The organism is Pyrinomonas methylaliphatogenes, assembly GCF_000820845.2.
GTDB lineage: Bacteria > Acidobacteriota > Blastocatellia > Pyrinomonadales > Pyrinomonadaceae > Pyrinomonas > Pyrinomonas methylaliphatogenes.
Genome location: NZ_CBXV010000005.1, coordinates 111,794 through 130,097, shown reverse-complemented (window position 1 = coordinate 130,097; position 18,304 = coordinate 111,794). Strand labels below are relative to the sequence as shown.

13 protein-coding genes, 1 pseudogene and 1 CRISPR repeat array are annotated in these 18,304 nt (G+C 57.4%); of the genes and pseudogenes, 9 read left to right on the top strand and 5 right to left on the bottom strand.

The window, feature by feature from the left end:
• Positions 1-109: 109 nt before the first annotated feature.
• The 9 genes from hfq to PYK22_RS07645 all read left to right on the top strand — a co-directional run bounded on the left by hfq (position 110) and on the right by PYK22_RS07645 (position 8,441).
• Positions 110-418, top strand: a complete 309-nt coding sequence (gene hfq / locus PYK22_RS18165) for an RNA chaperone Hfq (protein WP_041975886.1) — start codon at positions 110-112, stop codon at positions 416-418.
• 13 nt (positions 419-431) lie between these two features.
• Positions 432-1,100, top strand: a complete 669-nt coding sequence (gene tmk, locus PYK22_RS07680) for a dTMP kinase (protein ID WP_041975885.1) — start codon at positions 432-434, stop codon at positions 1,098-1,100.
• A 2-nt stretch (positions 1,101-1,102) separates the two neighbouring features.
• A complete protein-coding gene (locus PYK22_RS07675; protein WP_041975884.1) occupies positions 1,103-2,125 on the top strand; it encodes a DNA polymerase III subunit in 1,023 nt (340 codons plus the stop codon).
• 220 nt (positions 2,126-2,345) lie between these two features.
• Entirely contained in the window at positions 2,346-4,316 is a 1,971-nt protein-coding gene (acs, locus tag PYK22_RS07670; protein ID WP_041975883.1) for an acetate--CoA ligase, read from the top strand.
• A gap of 94 nt (positions 4,317-4,410) precedes the next feature.
• Positions 4,411-4,734 (top strand): DUF7009 family protein, encoded by a 324-nt coding sequence (locus PYK22_RS07665; protein WP_041975882.1) that lies wholly within the window; start codon positions 4,411-4,413, stop codon positions 4,732-4,734.
• 242 nt (positions 4,735-4,976) lie between these two features.
• A complete protein-coding gene (locus PYK22_RS07660; protein WP_041975881.1) occupies positions 4,977-5,579 on the top strand; it encodes a DJ-1/PfpI family protein in 603 nt (200 codons plus the stop codon).
• 166 nt (positions 5,580-5,745) lie between these two features.
• A complete protein-coding gene (locus tag PYK22_RS07655; protein WP_211197641.1) occupies positions 5,746-6,054 on the top strand; it encodes a FeoA family protein in 309 nt (102 codons plus the stop codon).
• A 28-nt stretch (positions 6,055-6,082) separates the two neighbouring features.
• Complete coding sequence (gene feoB, locus PYK22_RS07650) at positions 6,083-8,230, top strand: ferrous iron transport protein B (protein WP_041975880.1); 2,148 nt, start codon at positions 6,083-6,085, stop codon at positions 8,228-8,230.
• Positions 8,231-8,258: 28 nt separating this feature from the next.
• On the top strand, positions 8,259-8,441 hold the full coding sequence (locus PYK22_RS07645; protein ID WP_041975879.1) for a hypothetical protein: 183 nt from the start codon (positions 8,259-8,261) through the stop codon (positions 8,439-8,441).
• A gap of 98 nt (positions 8,442-8,539) precedes the next feature.
• Here PYK22_RS07645 and PYK22_RS07640 read toward each other — a convergent pair whose 3' ends face one another.
• From PYK22_RS07640 to PYK22_RS18340, 5 genes and pseudogenes are all read right to left on the bottom strand, one after another.
• Positions 8,540-9,244, bottom strand: coding sequence for a hypothetical protein (locus PYK22_RS07640; protein WP_041975878.1), 705 nt, complete (start codon positions 9,242-9,244; stop codon positions 8,540-8,542).
• Between the two features lie 1,213 nt (positions 9,245-10,457).
• Positions 10,458-10,793 carry a hypothetical protein gene (locus PYK22_RS07635; RefSeq protein ID WP_157770746.1) on the bottom strand — a complete coding sequence of 112 codons (336 nt, stop codon included), beginning with the start codon at positions 10,791-10,793 and terminating at the stop codon, positions 10,458-10,460.
• 518 nt (positions 10,794-11,311) lie between these two features.
• Positions 11,312-14,828: direct repeats of the CRISPR family, unit length 36 nt; unit sequence CCTTCAATGGGGCCACGTCTATTCGGACGTGGAAAT.
• A gap of 206 nt (positions 14,829-15,034) precedes the next feature.
• Positions 15,035-15,340, bottom strand: a complete 306-nt coding sequence (gene cas2, locus PYK22_RS07630) for a CRISPR-associated endonuclease Cas2 (protein ID WP_041975876.1) — start codon at positions 15,338-15,340, stop codon at positions 15,035-15,037.
• A 381-nt stretch (positions 15,341-15,721) separates the two neighbouring features.
• Positions 15,722-17,434, bottom strand: coding sequence for a CRISPR-associated endonuclease Cas4/Cas1 (locus PYK22_RS07625; RefSeq protein ID WP_041975875.1), 1,713 nt, complete (start codon positions 17,432-17,434; stop codon positions 15,722-15,724).
• A gap of 2 nt (positions 17,435-17,436) precedes the next feature.
• A pseudogene (locus tag PYK22_RS18340) lies at positions 17,437-17,757 on the bottom strand (DUF1998 domain-containing protein); the annotation flags it as partial.
• Between the last annotated feature and the right edge of the window lie 547 nt (positions 17,758-18,304).

Here is an 18,304-nt window from a genome sequence, read left to right as displayed (position 1 = left end):
ACCCCTTGGGCAAGGACGTAAGAGCCGGACGAGATGGACCGACCGCTTGTCAGGCCAGAAGCCTTGGTGTAATGTAAAACTTTGAGTTCTTCGCTGAGTGGAGACAAGAGTGGACAACAAACCCGCAGTGCAAAACGTTCAAGATGCGTTCCTCAATACGGCGCGCCGTGAGAAAGACACTGTCACAGTCCACTTGATGAACGGCGCGAAACTGACTGGGCGCATCAAAAGCTTCGATAAATTCTCCGTGCTCGTCGAATCGGGCTCGCAAGAACACCTCGTCTTCAAACACGCCATCTCGAACATCGTCCATGTGCGTCGCGGCCAGAGCGAAACGCGGCCACAACAGTCCGCGCAACAGACGAGTGCCCCGCCGACTTCGCCGCCAACCTCGCCACCGGAATCGGCTGGAGAGTGAAGAAGGCGCAGAGATGCACCGAGGAGTTTTCATCACTTTCGAAGGGATCGATGGGAGCGGGAAATCGACACACCTTCGCTTGCTAGCCAGTGAACTGCGCCTGCGCGGCTACAACCTCGTCACGACACGCGAGCCCGGCGGCACGCCGCTCGGCGCGCGCTTACGCGATCTGCTGCTTCGCGGCGAGGAACAGGTCGATCCGCTGGCCGAATTGCTCCTTTACGCCGCCGATCGCGCGCAACACGTCCGCACGCTCGTCCGTCCGGCCCTGGAGACCGGGCACATTGTCCTGTCTGACCGTTACGCCGACGCCACGGTCGCCTATCAAGGCGCGGGCCGCGGCTTTCCGTCCGATCTGATCGCCGATATCGTGCGCATCGGGACGGATGGACTCATGCCGGATTTGACGTTAGTCTTCGACGTATCGGTCGCCGTAGCCCACGCGCGGATGCGCAAACGAAACGGGATTGAGAAAGAGGAAGACAGGTTCGAGCGCGAAGAAGTGGAATTTCATACGCGCGTGCGAGATGCCTACAGACAGCTCGCCGCGCAGGAACCAACTCGCGTCCGTCTGATCGACGCGAGCGGTTCGATAGAGGAGACGCACGCGCGCGTCATCGAGATCGTCCTCCCCTTCCTCGAAGAGAATGCAGCGGGCGAGAAGGCCGCGCGTTCAGTCTAAAGATGTTCGACCGGCTGCAAGGCAACGGCCCGATCAAAGAGCTGCTCAGGCACATGCTCGCACATGGGCGCGTCCCGCATGCGCTTATCTTCGCTGGCGAAAGCGGGGTCGGCAAAAAGGAGTTCGCCATCGAGTTAGCCGCCGCGCTCAACTGTCAAGAGCGGACTCCAACGGGCGAAGCGTGCGATCGCTGCCCCTCATGCACGCGCATCATGAACTGGCCCACCGAGAACCAGAACGAGAATAGGATCATCTGGAGCATGCACCCGGATGTCGGATTGATCCGCCCGCCGGGACGCTTCATCCTCGTCGAACAAGCGCGAGAACTCGCACGCGAGGCCAATCTCAACCCTTACGAAGGCGCGGCGCGCACGTTCATCATCGACGAAGCGGACAAGTTGAACGAAGCCGCTTCGAACGCGCTGTTGAAGACGTTGGAAGAGATGCCGCACACTTCATATATCATTCTCGTCACGGAAAGGATCGCCGCGCTTTTGCCGACGGTGCTCTCGCGTTGCCAAAAGTTGCGTTTTGCGCCGCTGTCGAGCGAAGAACTCGCGCCCCTCATCCAACGTGAGAAGCGCGTAAGCGCGGAAGAAGCGCGGACGATCGCGCGCCTTGCGCGCGGCAGCGCGGGGCGCGCCCTGCGTATGGATTGGGAAGAGGAACGAGCGCGACGCGAACGGGCGCTCGCGATACTCGAAGCGGCTCTGGCCGAAGATCGCGCGCGGCTTCTGCGCCTCGCCGAAGAGATGAGCGAAGCGGCGCACAAAGAAGACCTCGAACCGACGCTCGATTGGTTGACGCTTCTAGCGCGAGATGCGTGGCTTTTTGGCGCCGGCGCCGATGAGCAGATCATAAATACCGACCTCCGCGCTCGCTTGGAGCGAATAGCCGCGCGCGCCACTGCTTCGCGCCTTGTCCGGTGGATCGAAAAGATCGATGAGATCCGGCGCCATCTTTCCGTCAACATCAACCGACGAATCGCCTCTGACGCGCTGCTGCTCGCGATGGCGAGCGGATGAGATGCTTCCGAAGGCGAAACGCGAGTAAAAATAATTTCGCCCTCACAGTCTCTCCCCGAAGAGCGCCCGAGCGGGCCGCGCCGGAATCGTTCGCCGGATTTTGGCGATCTATCTTCCATCCGCCTACCCACGCGCCCCCTATCTCGGTTAAAATTCGTTCTGGCATCCCTGAACAGGATCAAAACAGTTCATATCTCTCGATGAGGAGGCACGAAGGAGCATGTCAACGATCTCGCCCGATCGCTCGACTTCCGAAATCAAATCGGTCCTGCATGAAGAACGTATCTTCCCGCCGCCCGAAGATTTCGCCCGCAGCGCGCACATTCGTTCGATGGAGGAATATGAGCGGCTCTACGCCGAATCGCTCAACTCGCCGGAGACTTTCTGGGCGCGCATGGCCGAAAAACTCCATTGGTTCACGCGCTGGCACACGGTCCTCGAATGGAATCTGCCGCATGCGCGCTGGTTCGTCGGCGGCACGCTCAATGCTAGTTACAATTGCGTCGATCGGCACTTGAACTCGTGGCGGCGCAACAAGGCGGCGATCATCTGGGAAGGCGAGCCGGGCGAGGTCCGCACGCTCACCTATCAGCAGCTCTACCGTGAAGTCTGCCGCTTCGCCAACGTACTCAAGCGGATGGGGATCAGCCGCGGCGATCGCGTCGCCATCTACATGCCGATGGTGCCGGAACTGCCCATCGCCATGCTCGCCTGCGCGCGCATCGGCGCGACGCACTCGGTCGTCTTCGGCGGCTTCTCCGCCGAAGCGTTGCGCGACCGCATCAACGATGCGCGGTGCAAATTGGTGGTCACAGCCGATGGCGGCTGGCGGCGCGGGAGCGAAGTGCGCTTGAAGGCAGCGGTCGATGAAGCCTTGCAACAGACGCCGAGCGTCGAACGTTGCATCGTCGTGCGGCGCACAGGCTCGCCCGTGCGCATGGAGCCGGGACGCGACTTCTGGTGGCACGAACTGGTCGAAACCGTGGACGACCACTGTCCGCCCGAAGAACTCGACAGCGAACATCCGCTCTACATCCTCTACACTTCGGGAACCACGGGCAAACCGAAAGGCATCCTCCATACCACGGGCGGCTACCTGCTGCAGACGGCGCTGACGACCGAATGGGTCTTCGATCTGCGAGATGAAGACATCTACTGGTGCACGGCTGATATCGGCTGGGTGACGGGCCATTCCTACGTCGTCTATGGGCCGCTAGCCAACGGCGCGACCGTGCTGATGTACGAGGGCGCGCCGAACTATCCGGAACCAGATCGCTTTTGGGAACTGATCGAACGCCACCGCGTGACGATCTTCTACACGGCGCCGACCGCCATCCGTTCCTTCATCCGGTGGGGCGAGCAGTGGCCGTTGAAACACGATCTGTCGAGCTTGCGGTTGCTCGGATCGGTCGGCGAACCGATCAACCCAGAGGCGTGGATGTGGTACCGCGAGGTGATCGGCAAAGGGCGTTGCCCGATCGTCGATACGTGGTGGCAGACTGAAACGGGCGCGATCATGATCAGCCCGCTGCCCGGAGCGACGCCGACCAAACCGGGCTCGGCGACGCGCCCGCTGCCCGGAGTCGAAGCCGATATTCGGACCAAAGACGGGCGCAGCGTCGGTCCGAACGAAGGCGGGTATCTGGTGATCACGCGACCGTGGCCCTCGATGATGCGCACGATCTGGGGCGACGATGAGCGCTATCGCAAACAGTACTGGTCCGAGATCGAAGGCGTCTACTTTACGGGCGACGGCGCGCGGCGCGATGAGGATGGATACTACTGGGTCATGGGGCGCGTCGATGACGTGATCAACGTGAGCGGCCATCGATTGGGGACGGCGGAAGTGGAGAGCGCGCTCGTCTCGCACGAAGCGGTGGCCGAAGCGGCCGTGGTCGGGCGACCCGATGAGATCAAGGGATCGGCGATCGTCGCCTTCGTCACGCTGGAAGCCGGGCGCACGCCGAGCGAAGAACTGCGCGAAGAGTTGAAGCGCCACGTGGTCAAAGAGATCGGCGCTTTGGCGCGACCCGACGAGATCCGCTTCACCGATGCCCTGCCCAAGACGCGCTCCGGCAAGATCATGCGCCGCCTGTTGCGTGAACTGGCAGCCAGCGGCGTGGTCCGCGGCGATACGACGACGTTGGAAGATTTTTCGGTGCTGGAAAAACTGAGAATGGAAGAAGAATGAAGCCCCGCGAACGGGGTGATCGCGATGGCGAAGCGAGAGGAACTGAGAATGGGAGAAGAATGAAGCCTCTTCCCTGCCATCAGGATTGAGGAAGATGAAATTAAGGATTCAAGGCAACTCGTTGCGCCTCCGCTTGTCTGATGAAGAAGTCGCGCTTCTGGCGCAAACCGGACGCCTCGAAGAGCGCATCGAATTCGGCTCAACCGATGATGACCGTTTGACCTACGCGCTCGAGATAGACGACCAGGCGCAGGAGATGACGGCGCGTTACGAAGGCGGAAGGATCGCAGTCAAGCTTCCACCCTCGGCGCGCGAGTGGGCCAGATCGAACGAGATCAGCTTGAAGTCGGAACAGACGATCGATCCGAGTTCGGGCAAGCGACTCCGCTTGCTCGTCGAGAAGGATCTGGCCGGCTAGACATCCGCGCGCAGAATCGCCTTCTCCGCTCAAGCGCGAAAGAGACGGCGTCCAGTTGGGATGCTCCGCTGCCGTTGCAAAGTCCATCTTCTCTGGCGCGCAAAGGGCGAACATCGGCCATCGCCAGCGCGAGCATCCTCGTTGCAAAATCCATCTTCTCGGGCGCGCAGCGCGAAAGAGACGGCGCTCCCTGTGAGCGCACAATCGAACGAAGACCAAACCGATCTGACAGGAGGTTATCTATGCCGAAGAAGATCCTAATGCTCGTCGGCGATTTCGTCGAAGATTACGAGGTGATGGTCCCGTTCCAAGCCTTGCAAATCGCCGGGCATGAGGTCCACGCCGTCTGCCCAAACAAGAGAGCTGGCGATAAGGTGCGAACGGCGATCCATGACTTCGAAGGCGATCAGACCTACACGGAGAAACGCGGCCACGATTTCACGCTCAATGCGACGTTCGCTGACATCGCTCCCGAAGATTACGACGCGCTCGTGATCCCAGGCGGTCGCGCTCCCGAATATATCAGGCTTAACGAACGCCTGATTGAAATCGTGCGCCACTTCGCACAGGCGAATAAACCGATCGCCGCCATTTGCCACGGAGCACAAGTGCTCGCTGCCGCTGGCGTCATCAAGGGGAAGAGGGTCTCCGCCTATCCGGCTGTCGGTCCAGAAGTGACGGCTGCTGGCGGCGAATATGCGCAGATAGGCTTCACCGAAGCGATCACGGATGGGAATCTGGTGACCGGCCCAGCTTGGACGGCGCACGTCGAATGGCTGCGCCAGTTCCTCGCCGTGCTCGGGACGAAGATCACGCACGAGGAGGCGGCTGGGGCGAAGGCTTAAACTCTCACGCGAGATCCGAGAGAAAGGGCGGGGGCGCGAATAGCCTCCGCCTCGTCTTTTTGAACGGGCCTTCCGAAGCGCGCCATCTTCCGATGAGACCGATCGGCAACCCTCTGAAATTGAAATTTATTTTCAAATTGTTCTATACTCTCCTGCAAAACGAACGATGGAAAGCAGAAGCGCTCTCACAGTTGAAGCGGCGACCGACTCGACCGATCCGATGCGAAGAGGCTTGCGCTCGCTGGCCGAGCTGCCGATCGGTTTTTCGGCGCGCATCGTCGCCGTCAACGGCGCGAGCCATATCGCGCGTCGTTTGATGGAGATGGGCTTTGTGCCCGGCGCGCCTGTCTCAGTCGTTCGGCAGGCACCATTTGGCGATCCGCTGGAAGTTCGCGTGCGCAGTTGTCATCTCGCCGTGCGCCGCGCCGAAGCGCGCACCATTGTCGTCGGCGATCCACAATCGTTCATCGGCTGAGCGGTCTCAGAATTGATCGGCGTTCTTCATGAGCACAACCTTTGACTCCCCTCCGCTTACAAACGATGCCGACCTGAGGACAAAGCGGCGTCAATTGACGATCGCCATCGCGGGTAACCCGAATGCGGGCAAAACCAGCCTCTTCAACGCCCTTACGGGACTCCGGCAAAAGGTCGCCAACTATCCGGGCGTCACCGTCGAACGCAAGGAGGGGATTTGGGCGCTCGAAGGCGGTCGAACGGCGCGTCTGATCGATCTTCCTGGGCTCTACAGCCTCGATGCCTCCTCCATCGACGAAAGGATCGCGCGCGATGTTTTGATGGGGCGAGCGCGCGGTTTGCCCGCGCCGGATGCGATCATCGCCGTCGTCGACGCGACGAATCTGGCGCGTAATCTCTATCTGATCACGCAGCTTCTCGAATATGAACCTCCCGTCGTCATCGCTTTGACCATGGTGGACATGGCCGAGCGGCGCGGGATCGACATCGACGTCCAACGCCTTCGAGATCTACTCGGCGTGCCGGTCGTGCCTGTGGTCGCGCCGCAGCGGCGTGGGCTCAATGAACTGTCTCGGGCAGTTTCCGAAGCGGCGCGACATGGCGCGACGAAGCGCGTCCAGTGGCGGCTATCGGAGCAGGCCGAGCGAGAGATCGCCGCGCTTTGCGGCGACGGCGAAGCTGGACCAGCTGCGCGCCGCCGCGTGATGGAAGAGCTTTACGGCGAAGAGCTGCCGCCCGATCAAAACCGACGCGCGCTGATCCTAGCGGCGCGACAACGCTTGCAGGCGCATGATCCGAATTGGTGGCAGGAACCGCTGCTCGCCCGCTATCGCTTCATCGAACGAATCATCGCCGAGGTCGAGCGCACGAAAGAGGCGAAGCGTGATTTGACGATGGCGATCGATTCCGTCATCACGCATCGCTTCTTCGGCCCGCTCATCCTCGCCGCGATCATGCTCCTCGTCTTTCAAACGATCTTCGCGTGGGCGCGCGTGCCGATGGATCTGATCGATGGAGCTTTCGGTGCGCTCGCGCAGGCCGTGCACGCCTATCTTCCGCCGGGCCTCTTTACGGATCTGCTCGCCGATGGGATCGTCGCCGGGGTCGGCAGCGTGCTCGTCTTCCTGCCGCAGATCACGCTCCTATTTCTCTTCATCACGTTACTCGAAGATAGCGGTTATATGGCCCGCGCGGCCTTCATCATGGATCGTCTAATGCGCGGCGTGGGGCTACACGGCAAGGCTTTCGTCCCGCTGCTCAGTTCGTTCGCCTGCGCGATCCCCGGCATCATGGCGACGCGGACGATCGAAAATCAGAAGGATCGTCTCGCGACGATATTGATCGCGCCGTTTATGAGCTGTTCGGCACGCCTTCCCGTCTACACGCTGATGATCGCCGCTTTCTTCAGCGATCGTCGGATCTTCGGTTTTCTTTCCGTCGGCGCACTCCTCATCATGGCGATGTACCTGCTCGGCATCACCGTCGCCGTTTGCGTCGCCTGGGTTTTGAAACGGACCATCCTGCGCGGTCCGACGCCGCCGCTGGTGATGGAGCTGCCTCCGTATCGTCTGCCCAATCCTCTGACGATCCTGCAGACCATCTGGTCCAGGGCGTGGCTCTTCGTCCGCCGGGCCGGGACGGTCATCCTCGCCATCTCGATCATCCTATGGGCGCTGGCCAACTTCCCGCGCGTCGCGCCCGAGGGCGACAGGGCGCAAACGGTCGCCGATCGATCCGCCGTCGAAAGCGAGCAACTGAAGCACAGTTTCGCTGGTCGGCTGGGCCACTTGATCGAACCGGTGATCGCGCCGCTCGGTTTCGATTGGCAGATGGGGATAGGATTGATCTCGTCTTTCGCCGCACGCGAAACGCTCGTTTCCACGCTGAGCATCGTTTACAATGTCGGCAGAGAGGCCGACTCCTCTTCGCCTTCATTGATCGAGGCGATCCGCAAAGCGCGTCGCCCCGATGGGCGTCCGGCGTGGACGCCGCTTACGGCCATCTCGATGATGGTCTTCTTCGTGCTCGCATGCCAATGCATGTCAACCGTCGCGGTCGTCAGGCGCGAGACCAACTCTTGGCGCTGGCCCATCTTCATGGTGCTTTACATGACGGCGCTCGCATACGCCGCCGCGTTCATCACCTATCAAGGCGGCAGATTGCTCGGATTCGGGTGAGCTCGCGCCCCGCAGATATTTCGGTGCGATGAACTGGCAAAACGCACTCGCAACTTTTACCGTTCTGGCTGCGCTGATCTACCTCGTGCGCCGCGCGCTGGACCATCTGCGAACGAACAAGACGGGCTGCAGCGGCTGCGATGCAGCAACCTCTCGACCGAAAAGTACGTTGGTCAAGATCACGCGCGCCAATAAGCGGCATCCCAGTTGAGCGTCTCCCTTAGAAGGGACGAAGCGAGTCGAACCGAGGTCTCCCCACGGACCAAAAGTCCGGTTGAGCGTCTCCCTTAGAAGAGGCGAAGCGCCCTATCAATTCTGGAAGACGAGATTGTCTATCACCACGCTTCCCTTCGTCGGCACGCAGTTTTCGCAACTGACGACGATATTGATCGAAGTCAGTTTCTGAAGGACCGACTTAGTTGAGACCTTCTCCTCGACCCAAGATGGCTGGGCCAGAGACTTCAGCGGCACGCGATATGTATTGAATCCTGGCTGCACTCTGAACGTCATCTGCGGGTAACCGCTCGTATCAATCCCTTGACCTCGCGAGAGGAATTCGACTCGAACCGATTGCGTCCCGGTCGCGTAGAGTTGCAAAGTGAGGTATTTGTACTGGCTCACATCCAGAGGCACGAGCTTACCATCCTTCTCTTCCTGCGCGACGATCTCGACGCCAACCCCGGCATATTGATTCGGCCCTTGTAGCTCGTAGTCGAACGCGATGGCTCGATTGGGATTGTCCTTGCTCAAGCGAACCAACTCAGGGACGTTAGAATCGCCAGCCCCCTTGTAGCGGCTCGGCGCAGTTGGCCGTTCTTGATAGGTGAACAATCGCACCGCGCCGCCGCGATTACTGACCGGATGCCCATCTTTCACCGTCTCAAAATCCGCGTAGACGAGCTTATCCTTCCCCGCTTCCTGCGCGATGATCACAGCGCCCGATACCGAACCCGAGATGACGATCGCGGCAACGAGGAGACGGGCGAAGCCACTTTTGACTTGCACAAGTCGCATATCTTCCCTCCTTCTGGCAAGATCACTGAACGAAAGTCTGAGTGCCACTTCACCGAACCTTTACAGGTCTTGACAACTGTTCAAACGCCAACGCTCACAACTTCTCGACAAGAGCGATTTCGCCTCTGCTGACGACGCATAAGTGCCGCATATGCGATCTTAGTCCTTTTTCCGAAGAGACGGCGACCGAGACGCGCAATTCGTTTTACAGCGACTGTCGGATGGCCCAGGTCGGGGCTCAACCTCATGAGCATGACGGCCCGATCAATTGGGAAGCGACCGGTTTGAAATTTCAAACTAAGCTCAACCTCATAGAACATGGCGGCCCGATTCTGCCCTAAAGTAAATGAAGCCAACCTGAACTTTAAACCGATCATGCGCCGCTGAAGCCAAGCCGACGGGCCAAAGTCACGCGGACCGCATACCCTTTCGTGCGCCGCGCGTGTCATCATACTTTCCGGTCCGCAGTCGCGGATAGCATGACATCGAGCGAGAATGCGCATCTGGCGCCGGCCTTTGGTCAGCAGTTGCGCGGATTGCACCTCTGAAATTTTCGTGCTACTCTCTCCAATGCGACTTTGATCCGCAGTCGCGCGGATAGCATAGCTCAAATCGGCAACAGTTGTTAACAGGGATATTCCTCCGCCGTGGCTTCAGGCGATGAACCGCGCAGTTCGCTCCTGATATCGGCTCTGCTCAACTTCGGCATGCGATTTAACTCCTCCCCGGTCGAATGCGCGCGAGCGCCGAACGGATCGACTGCTCCGCTTCGGCATGCGATTTGACTCTTCCCCGAGCCGCACCCGGTAGCGCTTCGCGCGCCACCCTCTCTGCGCAGCTTGCAAACGTACTCTGCGCTAAGAGCGGGAAGAAACGTGCGAATTGTGGGAAGAGATACTCTCAGCTTGCGAACGCACTCTGCGCTAAAGATCTCCTTGCGAGCATCGAACTCGGAGTCACCCGCCGCTGACCGCTAGCAGACTGAGACACGCCCCCTTGCCCAGTCTCCGACATCTGCCTGGCATTTCGCTGAGAGAAGATCGCCGCTAATCCCCGCACCACTGAACCTTGCCCAGTCTCCGACATCTGCCTGGCATTTCACTCAGTCTCCGGCGTTTCGGCGTTAGCGGGTAATTCTTCCAGCATCTTGCCCTCTCAAGGTCCAGCCTTGGCTCAATGGACAAGATTATCGGTTTTGCGGATTTATTTTTCTTCAGATTACGGCGCCAGGTGGGATCAGACCAGTGACCACGGCGGCCCCTTCGAGCGCGGTCTGAGGGTCGAAGCCAGCTTCGAGTAGACCTAGAAGAGCATCCACGTACCGTTGATGAGTCTCCTGGTCTTGGAACGAAAACGGAGGTTGGTTATCCAGAGCCTTTTTGACCAGGGGGATCAGTGGATCGTCCTTATGCACAGCAAGGATTTTGGCGATGCGTTCTTCGTGTTCTTTGTTCATAACCAGCCCATCGAGGCGAACAACCGGTCCATTTCCTCCATTATAGGTTGAAAATTCGGCCCGATGCTTTTCAAGATCCGCTTTTTCTCCCATGGCTATTTCTTCCATTATAGGTTGAAAATTCGGGCGGTCGAGTGCGGTTATTGAATCTTGGCGCACGATATTTCTTCCACTATAGGTTGAAAATTCGGCCCACCACTGGCGAAACGCGCCCGCGTCGTCCGTGGTCTATTTCTTCCATTACTAGGTTGAAAGTTGTAGCTTCCGTAGCTTCTTTCTGTCGGTCTATTTCTTCCATTACTAGGTTGAAAGTCCTCGTCATTCCATTGCAAAACCGTCCCCCACGGTTGACGACGGGTTCTATTTAAGTCGTCGAGCATTTTCTGGCTCCCCGACAGCGTGGCGATATATTGGGCGTAGGAACGCGCCCACAACTCCTCCTTAGAGAGCAGATATTGAACAAATTTTTGGAGCGAGGACGACATCACGTTGGAGAACGGCCCGCCCTTGCGTACCTCTGCCCTAATAGGCAGGGCGGCGATCTCTCGCAAACGCCGATAAGGCGCACTGTTGTAGACCGCGCGCCGCCAAAACTCTTCGCGGACAGAAGCCCTTCAATGGGGCCACGTCTATTCGGACGTGGAAATCACTCTGATCCATCCGCTACGCACTGCCCTACGCGCCGCTTCAATGGGGCCACGTCTATTCGGACGTGGAAATAGCTCATCGCTGATATTCAACCAAACGCCTCGATGCTTCAATGGGGCCACGTCTATTCGGACGTGGAAATGTATCGATCCTGATTGGGCGCAAGCCCAAATTCAAGCGCTTCAATGGGGCCACGTCTATTCGGACGTGGAAATCTCATAGGGGAAATGAGCGTCTGACAGAAACAGTTCAAGCTTCAATGGGGCCACGTCTATTCGGACGTGGAAATTTTCGCGTCTTTTCGTTCCAGTTTTTTCCCGTTGCAGGCTTCAATGGGGCCACGTCTATTCGGACGTGGAAATCGGCTTGGGCCGGCGAAACTCTATCGCGTCACGGATGCTTCAATGGGGCCACGTCTATTCGGACGTGGAAATTGCCAAGGCGGGTCAGATCTATGCCAAGGCGGGCTTGCTTCAATGGGGCCACGTCTATTCGGACGTGGAAATAAGCGACTTTTCCTGTATGGGGGGCACGAATGCCTACGCTTCAATGGGGCCACGTCTATTCGGACGTGGAAATGTTGACGACTTGCGTTTCGCTACCGCGGGGGATCGTGCTTCAATGGGGCCACGTCTATTCGGACGTGGAAATTCGGTTTGTTGATCGTGTTAGGGATGATCGCATTGAGGCTTCAATGGGGCCACGTCTATTCGGACGTGGAAATCCCGCCTGCTAATTAACCGCTCCGTAATGGATGCGAGCTTCAATGGGGCCACGTCTATTCGGACGTGGAAATTGCTCTCCCGCCGCCTATCGTTTCCATCCCAACGAGGCTTCAATGGGGCCACGTCTATTCGGACGTGGAAATATGCTCAGTCAGGTCGCGCACGCTCGCGCCCCATATCCTTCAATGGGGCCACGTCTATTCGGACGTGGAAATGCGAATTGATGTCGCGCATCGCGTCGCGCATTTACCCTTCAATGGGGCCACGTCTATTCGGACGTGGAAATTTCTGAGATGGCCGCTCGCTGGTCCAGCTGTCCAGCCTTCAATGGGGCCACGTCTATTCGGACGTGGAAATCAGCCCCTAATTCATCCGGAGTGTAGACCGGAGAATTCCTTCAATGGGGCCACGTCTATTCGGACGTGGAAATCTGCCGCACCTGCAACAGGACGCGACCGAGCGACTGCCTTCAATGGGGCCACGTCTATTCGGACGTGGAAATTCGCCAAGACCTCTTTCGTTGGAAAAGGCTTGGCGACCTTCAATGGGGCCACGTCTATTCGGACGTGGAAATCAGTATATGGGATGCGCAAGCGCGGAATTTCCGGCGCCTTCAATGGGGCCACGTCTATTCGGACGTGGAAATTTCGCGTGACGGGCACAAGCGCGATAGATCGAGATAGCCCTTCAATGGGGCCACGTCTATTCGGACGTGGAAATGCATTGAACGTAAGAGCGGTGAGATCGTGTTTTGCCAGCCTTCAATGGGGCCACGTCTATTCGGACGTGGAAATGACCATGTGCCCGATACTTCTGAGCAACGCCGCGACCCTTCAATGGGGCCACGTCTATTCGGACGTGGAAATGTATCGAGCGGCGGGCGCGTGCTCGACGGAGGCGTGGCCTTCAATGGGGCCACGTCTATTCGGACGTGGAAATGAGTGTTGGATGCGCATTGCCCGATTTGTCATCGACCTTCAATGGGGCCACGTCTATTCGGACGTGGAAATGGTCCAAACGACCGGCTCCGAGCTGCTCGTCGCAGACCCTTCAATGGGGCCACGTCTATTCGGACGTGGAAATCGACCGTGCGGGCATTCAGCGTAGGTGTGATATGTGATCCTTCAATGGGGCCACGTCTATTCGGACGTGGAAATGATATCGGGGATCGCTCGCACCAAACCGGACCAGATCCCTTCAATGGGGCCACGTCTATTCGGACGTGGAAATGTAGTTGAGACCCGCTCTACGGTAGCAAAGCTTGCTCCTTCAATGGGGCCACGTCTATTCGGACGTGGAAATGGAAACTGGCCCAAACCGTGGGGCGCGCGCGAAGGCCCTTCAATGGGGCCACGTCTATTCGGACGTGGAAATCAGTGGAAAATACGATTATCGCGTCAAGCGTCTCGACGACCTTCAATGGGGCCACGTCTATTCGGACGTGGAAATTGGATGATTGGCCGCGAACACATCGCGGCCATCATCCCTTCAATGGGGCCACGTCTATTCGGACGTGGAAATGCGCTGCGGTTCGGCTCTCTATGCAGTAGCCGATCCCCCTTCAATGGGGCCACGTCTATTCGGACGTGGAAATGCGCGATCGTTGCGCGTCGCTCTGGAACTAGTAGCACGCCTTCAATGGGGCCACGTCTATTCGGACGTGGAAATAGGAGCTCGCCAAAACGGATCTACCGTGTACGATCCTCCTTCAATGGGGCCACGTCTATTCGGACGTGGAAATCGCGCGGACAGGGAGTTGGAGCGGCGGCTGAAACGGCCTTCAATGGGGCCACGTCTATTCGGACGTGGAAATTTGGTGAGAGCGATCCCCGATATCATCGCGCTGATAGCCCCTTCAATGGGGCCACGTCTATTCGGACGTGGAAATTCGAACGCCTCGCCAAGGACTGCGACCTCAGCCCACCTTCAATGGGGCCACGTCTATTCGGACGTGGAAATAAACACGATCGCTGAAAGTGTCGTTCATTTCGAACCCTTCAATGGGGCCACGTCTATTCGGACGTGGAAATTTGATACCGCTTTTGTTCTTCGCGATGATGCGCTCGAGCCTTCAATGGGGCCACGTCTATTCGGACGTGGAAATTGGTCATAATCTACCCCGAAGCCGAACCGCTGCGAAACCTTCAATGGGGCCACGTCTATTCGGACGTGGAAATGATCGTGCATGATCGCCGCGGGGAAGCCCCGGAATTCCTTCAATGGGGCCACGTCTATTCGGACGTGGAAATTGCGCCCGAGTAGTTGACCTAAAACCTGTTTACCGACCTTCAATGGGGCCACGTCTATTCGGACGTGGAAATGACGCATGCGTCTGGCTCGTCGATCGCAATCAAGCGCCTTCAATGGGGCCACGTCTATTCGGACGTGGAAATCTCGAGGGGTGAGGTCGTTCATTTTCTGGGGAGGACGCCTTCAATGGGGCCACGTCTATTCGGACGTGGAAATGCTGGCGTCGGCGACGTAACGTGACGGCGCGCGTTTACCTTCAATGGGGCCACGTCTATTCGGACGTGGAAATTTGGGCGCAAGCTCAAATCCAAGCGGAATCGAACTTCCTTCAATGGGGCCACGTCTATTCGGACGTGGAAATGCGACATCAATTCGCATTCTGTTCGATTGTATCGCACCCTTCAATGGGGCCACGTCTATTCGGACGTGGAAATACCACAACATGTTGTGGTGAGGCGTGCTGTAACCACCTTCAATGGGGCCACGTCTATTCGGACGTGGAAATAGCATCTTCCGCAACAGATTGTCAAAGAGACTTTTATCCCGCCTGCTGCGAGCGGTCATCTTCCCTGCGGCAGATTTTACTTTGATAAGTGTTGTTTGGCAAGTCATTTTCTTGTAGACGTTGAACTTATTGCCTTCGAGCGCATCCCCGCGTTGGCTGCATCATCTCAGCGCTCGCAAGTAGTACGAATGCAGCCTTTCCCGACCTTAAACTATAATGGCGATCCTTTCTTCATGCTTGATCGCACGTCCCAATGTTTCGATGCTCCACCGGCCACGCCCGTCGGCTGGACCAACATCTATCAACATGACGCGATCCTCACGGTGATCTATGATACCTGTCAGCGCCTCGATCATCATAATACGCTCGGCTGGCAGGAGATCGCATTGGAAGACAGAGTATTGAATCGGATCGCCATATCCGCGCATGGTGCGATAAACGCGCCGCCAACGTCGCGGATCGGAGATGTCGTAACTGACAATGTAACGATTGCGCACTAAAACAACCTCCATTGAATGAGGGATGACAGATAGGTCTACTCTGCGTTCGTACCTCCTCGTAAATCTTCAAAACGCCGACACAATTGAATGAGAGATGCCATCCATGCCTCATAGTTTCAGCGTCATCAAACCGCTTCCTAATTATCTTTATTGCAAGCGGCCAATCTCTATATGCGCTACAGCTCTTCGAGTTCGGCTTGGCGCGTGTTCGCACAGCAATTATTGCAAGCGGCTAATCTCGACACGCGCTACATTAGGGTTGTCGGGCTTGTTGATGCTTCATCAAGTCGTTATCCGTCAAGTCGAGCGCTTTTACTTCATGTCTAAACGCGAGCAGATCATACAAAGCATCATTCGAGCTGTTATCTATCAGGTCGAGCGCTTTTACTTCAATCATCGTGTGCAGAAAGGCGGATAAGCGTTGATTTCACCCATCAAGAAACGCCCGAGCAGTCTCGCCTGTACTTCGAAGATACGCCGGTAGCTCATCTGGTAACCGAACAATGGATGCGTGACGAGCGTGTCCAAGCGCCTCTCGTAAGCTTCGATGACGCGCTTTCTTCCTTGCTCGGTCAAAGCGACCGATCCGGCGCGAGCGATGAAATCCGACGGGCGGATCTCGCCGTTATTGATCAAGGAGATGGCTACGGAATCTGCTATGAGCGGACGAAATTCTTCCATCAAGTCGAGCGCCAAAGCCGGGCGACCGTATTTCGGTTGATGGTAGAAGCCAAGATAAGGATCGAAGCCAACGCCAACTACTGCCGCTAACAGATCCTTGAGCAACATCGAGTAGAGAAACGAAAGAAGCGCGTTGATTGGATCGCGCGGCGGACGACGGTTGCGCGATTCAAAATCGAAGGCAGGCGCGGATGCTTCCAGCTTGAACATCTTCGAGAAATTGGCGAAGTATTCGCGCGCCGCTGTGCCCTCGACGCCGAGCAGCGTTGCCAGAGAGATTGCCGTTTCCGCGCGCCGGCGTAGCATGGCCAATCGGCGCAACGTTGCTTCTACGGGCGCGCGCGCATTGCGCCGAAGCAGCGTGCGCGAGTTGCGAATCTTTCCCGCCACAAAGGCGCGCGCAAGATGCAGACAGGTTTCATCTTCGCTCGCTGCCTGAAACTGTCTGCGACGAAGTTCGATGTTCTTCGATGGCGGCGGCGTCGTCACGGCAACGAGCCACCCACCATAGGAAAGGTGGATGATTATCGCATCGCGTGCGGCGAGTTCGCGCAAGGCTTGTGCTGAAAGCTGCACGTTGCCGAAAAGACAAAGATGCGAAACTTCGATCAACCGCGCCGTCGCCACCACCTCACCTTTGGTGCGGATCTCAAGCACTTCGCCATTCAGTCCGATCTGATGACCATGACCTTGCACATAGACTGGCAGTTTATCGTCGCGCGCCGGCACGAGCCGGCGTACTGGTGCCTCGCTTTCAGTTTCGCGCAAAAGGTTCGTCTCATCCGGTAGACAGATGCCGACTAAAGAGCAACGCGGACACTTTGGCGAAGCGACGAGCGGCGGCGGGATTTGCCCCGACTGGGCGACGCGACGTGCTTCTTCGAGCAATCGAAGCGTGCGCGCAATCAGCTCTTCGGTGAACTCGATGCGAACGCGCGTGCGCGTTTCGGCGAAGTAGATGATGCCATAATCGGAATCGTATCCGTTCTCTCTGAGGAGCAATCCTTGCAGACAAAGCTGCACCAGATCAGGTTCGTACGCTCCTTCTGGGACGCGATCACGATCGGGCGGCGAGCCGCGTTTGTAGTCCACGGGGACGAGTTTTCCGCCATCGGATTCGATGAGATCTATGCGCGCGATGGCGCCGAGGCGTTCCGAGCCGAGCGTGACCGAGCGAGCGTGGATTTTATCTTCGAGGATTTTATCTTCTTGGATTTTCGCTTCTTTAATTTTGTCTTCAGGACTTGAAGCATCCGGCAGATCGCCTTGCAGTTTATCTACGCGCCGGTGGACGAATCTTCCTTCGAGCGTATCAACGTTATGCGCCCACTCCTGCTGAACATATTCCAGATAAAAGAGCCGGGGGCAATAGGCGAACTCGTTGAGCATGCGAGCAGGTAGCTGCTCGGCGATCGCGTCAGCCATCGTCACCTTCCTATGAGCATTTGCAAAAGGTCGTGCACAACTCCGCGCCGGAGTTCGTCATGAAAAGGCTGGTTTTTGTAGTTCTGCAAACAACCATAGCAACTGGTCTCTGACCCGCAACCGCAGCGTCCGTTAACTCGATCGCGCGCCGCAAGGAGCATTTGATGGATCGTATCTCTATTCTCAGTGAGACGGCGGACATGTCCGGCTCCACCAGGTACGTTATCGAAAAGTACGATGGATGGGTTTTTCCCGATGCCATTTGGATATAAACAGCCGTCGAGGTCAGATCGAGCGACCGAGAGAGAGACGCTTGCCCCTTCAAGTAAAGCGTAGAGCAGGCTCAACCAAAAGCTATTTCCACCAGGTATCGAAGTTTGGTAGGAGCTGGATCCTTGGGATTGTTCTTTCCGTAGGAAACTGAGGACTTCTCCGTGCAAGGTAAAATCGAGCCGCAAGACATCCGTTTTGAATTCGTGACCAAGGTCTATTGGGCCATCCAAATATCCATTGCATGCCTTGCCCCAAGGAGTCTTATGCTCCTTGACATTGTTTTTCCGCCCTTCACTGCTCATTCTCTCCGCATAACCACATTTGAAGCAGACCTTAAACCCGGCACGATTCAATACGGCGAGCCGACCATCCACTATAGCCTTTGCTGATAGCGCAACCTCACCAAAACAGACGACAAGTGAACTTTCTTCTTTAGCGTATTCATTGGTGTAGTAAACTCGGGTCGTGTAGGTTTTTTCGGGCCTGCTTTCTGAGGGCTTTTTGGGAGCACTGCATGAAACGAAACCGAATTCCGGGACTATAAAGGTGCCTCTAACTTTTTTCCCTTGCATTGGCTCTTTACAACTACCGCAAGCC

Excerpts from the sequence above, each read along its gene's own strand:
- tmk (WP_041975885.1), top strand. The coding sequence starts at position 432 with ATGCACCGAGGAGTTTTCATCACTTTCGAAGGGATCGATGGGAGCGGG.
- PYK22_RS07675 (WP_041975884.1), top strand. The coding sequence starts at position 1,103 with ATGTTCGACCGGCTGCAAGGCAACGGCCCGATCAAAGAGCTGCTCAGG.
- acs (WP_041975883.1), top strand. The coding sequence starts at position 2,346 with ATGTCAACGATCTCGCCCGATCGCTCGACTTCCGAAATCAAATCGGTC.
- PYK22_RS07665 (WP_041975882.1), top strand. The coding sequence starts at position 4,411 with ATGAAATTAAGGATTCAAGGCAACTCGTTGCGCCTCCGCTTGTCTGAT.
- PYK22_RS07660 (WP_041975881.1), top strand. The coding sequence starts at position 4,977 with ATGCCGAAGAAGATCCTAATGCTCGTCGGCGATTTCGTCGAAGATTAC.
- PYK22_RS07655 (WP_211197641.1), top strand. The coding sequence starts at position 5,746 with ATGGAAAGCAGAAGCGCTCTCACAGTTGAAGCGGCGACCGACTCGACC.
- feoB (WP_041975880.1), top strand. The coding sequence starts at position 6,083 with ATGAGCACAACCTTTGACTCCCCTCCGCTTACAAACGATGCCGACCTG.
- PYK22_RS07645 (WP_041975879.1), top strand. The coding sequence starts at position 8,259 with ATGAACTGGCAAAACGCACTCGCAACTTTTACCGTTCTGGCTGCGCTG.
- PYK22_RS07640 (WP_041975878.1), bottom strand. The coding sequence starts at position 9,244 with ATGCGACTTGTGCAAGTCAAAAGTGGCTTCGCCCGTCTCCTCGTTGCC.
- PYK22_RS07635 (WP_157770746.1), bottom strand. The coding sequence starts at position 10,793 with ATGGGAGAAAAAGCGGATCTTGAAAAGCATCGGGCCGAATTTTCAACC.
- cas2 (WP_041975876.1), bottom strand. The coding sequence starts at position 15,340 with ATGGAGGTTGTTTTAGTGCGCAATCGTTACATTGTCAGTTACGACATC.
- PYK22_RS07625 (WP_041975875.1), bottom strand. The coding sequence starts at position 17,434 with ATGGCTGACGCGATCGCCGAGCAGCTACCTGCTCGCATGCTCAACGAG.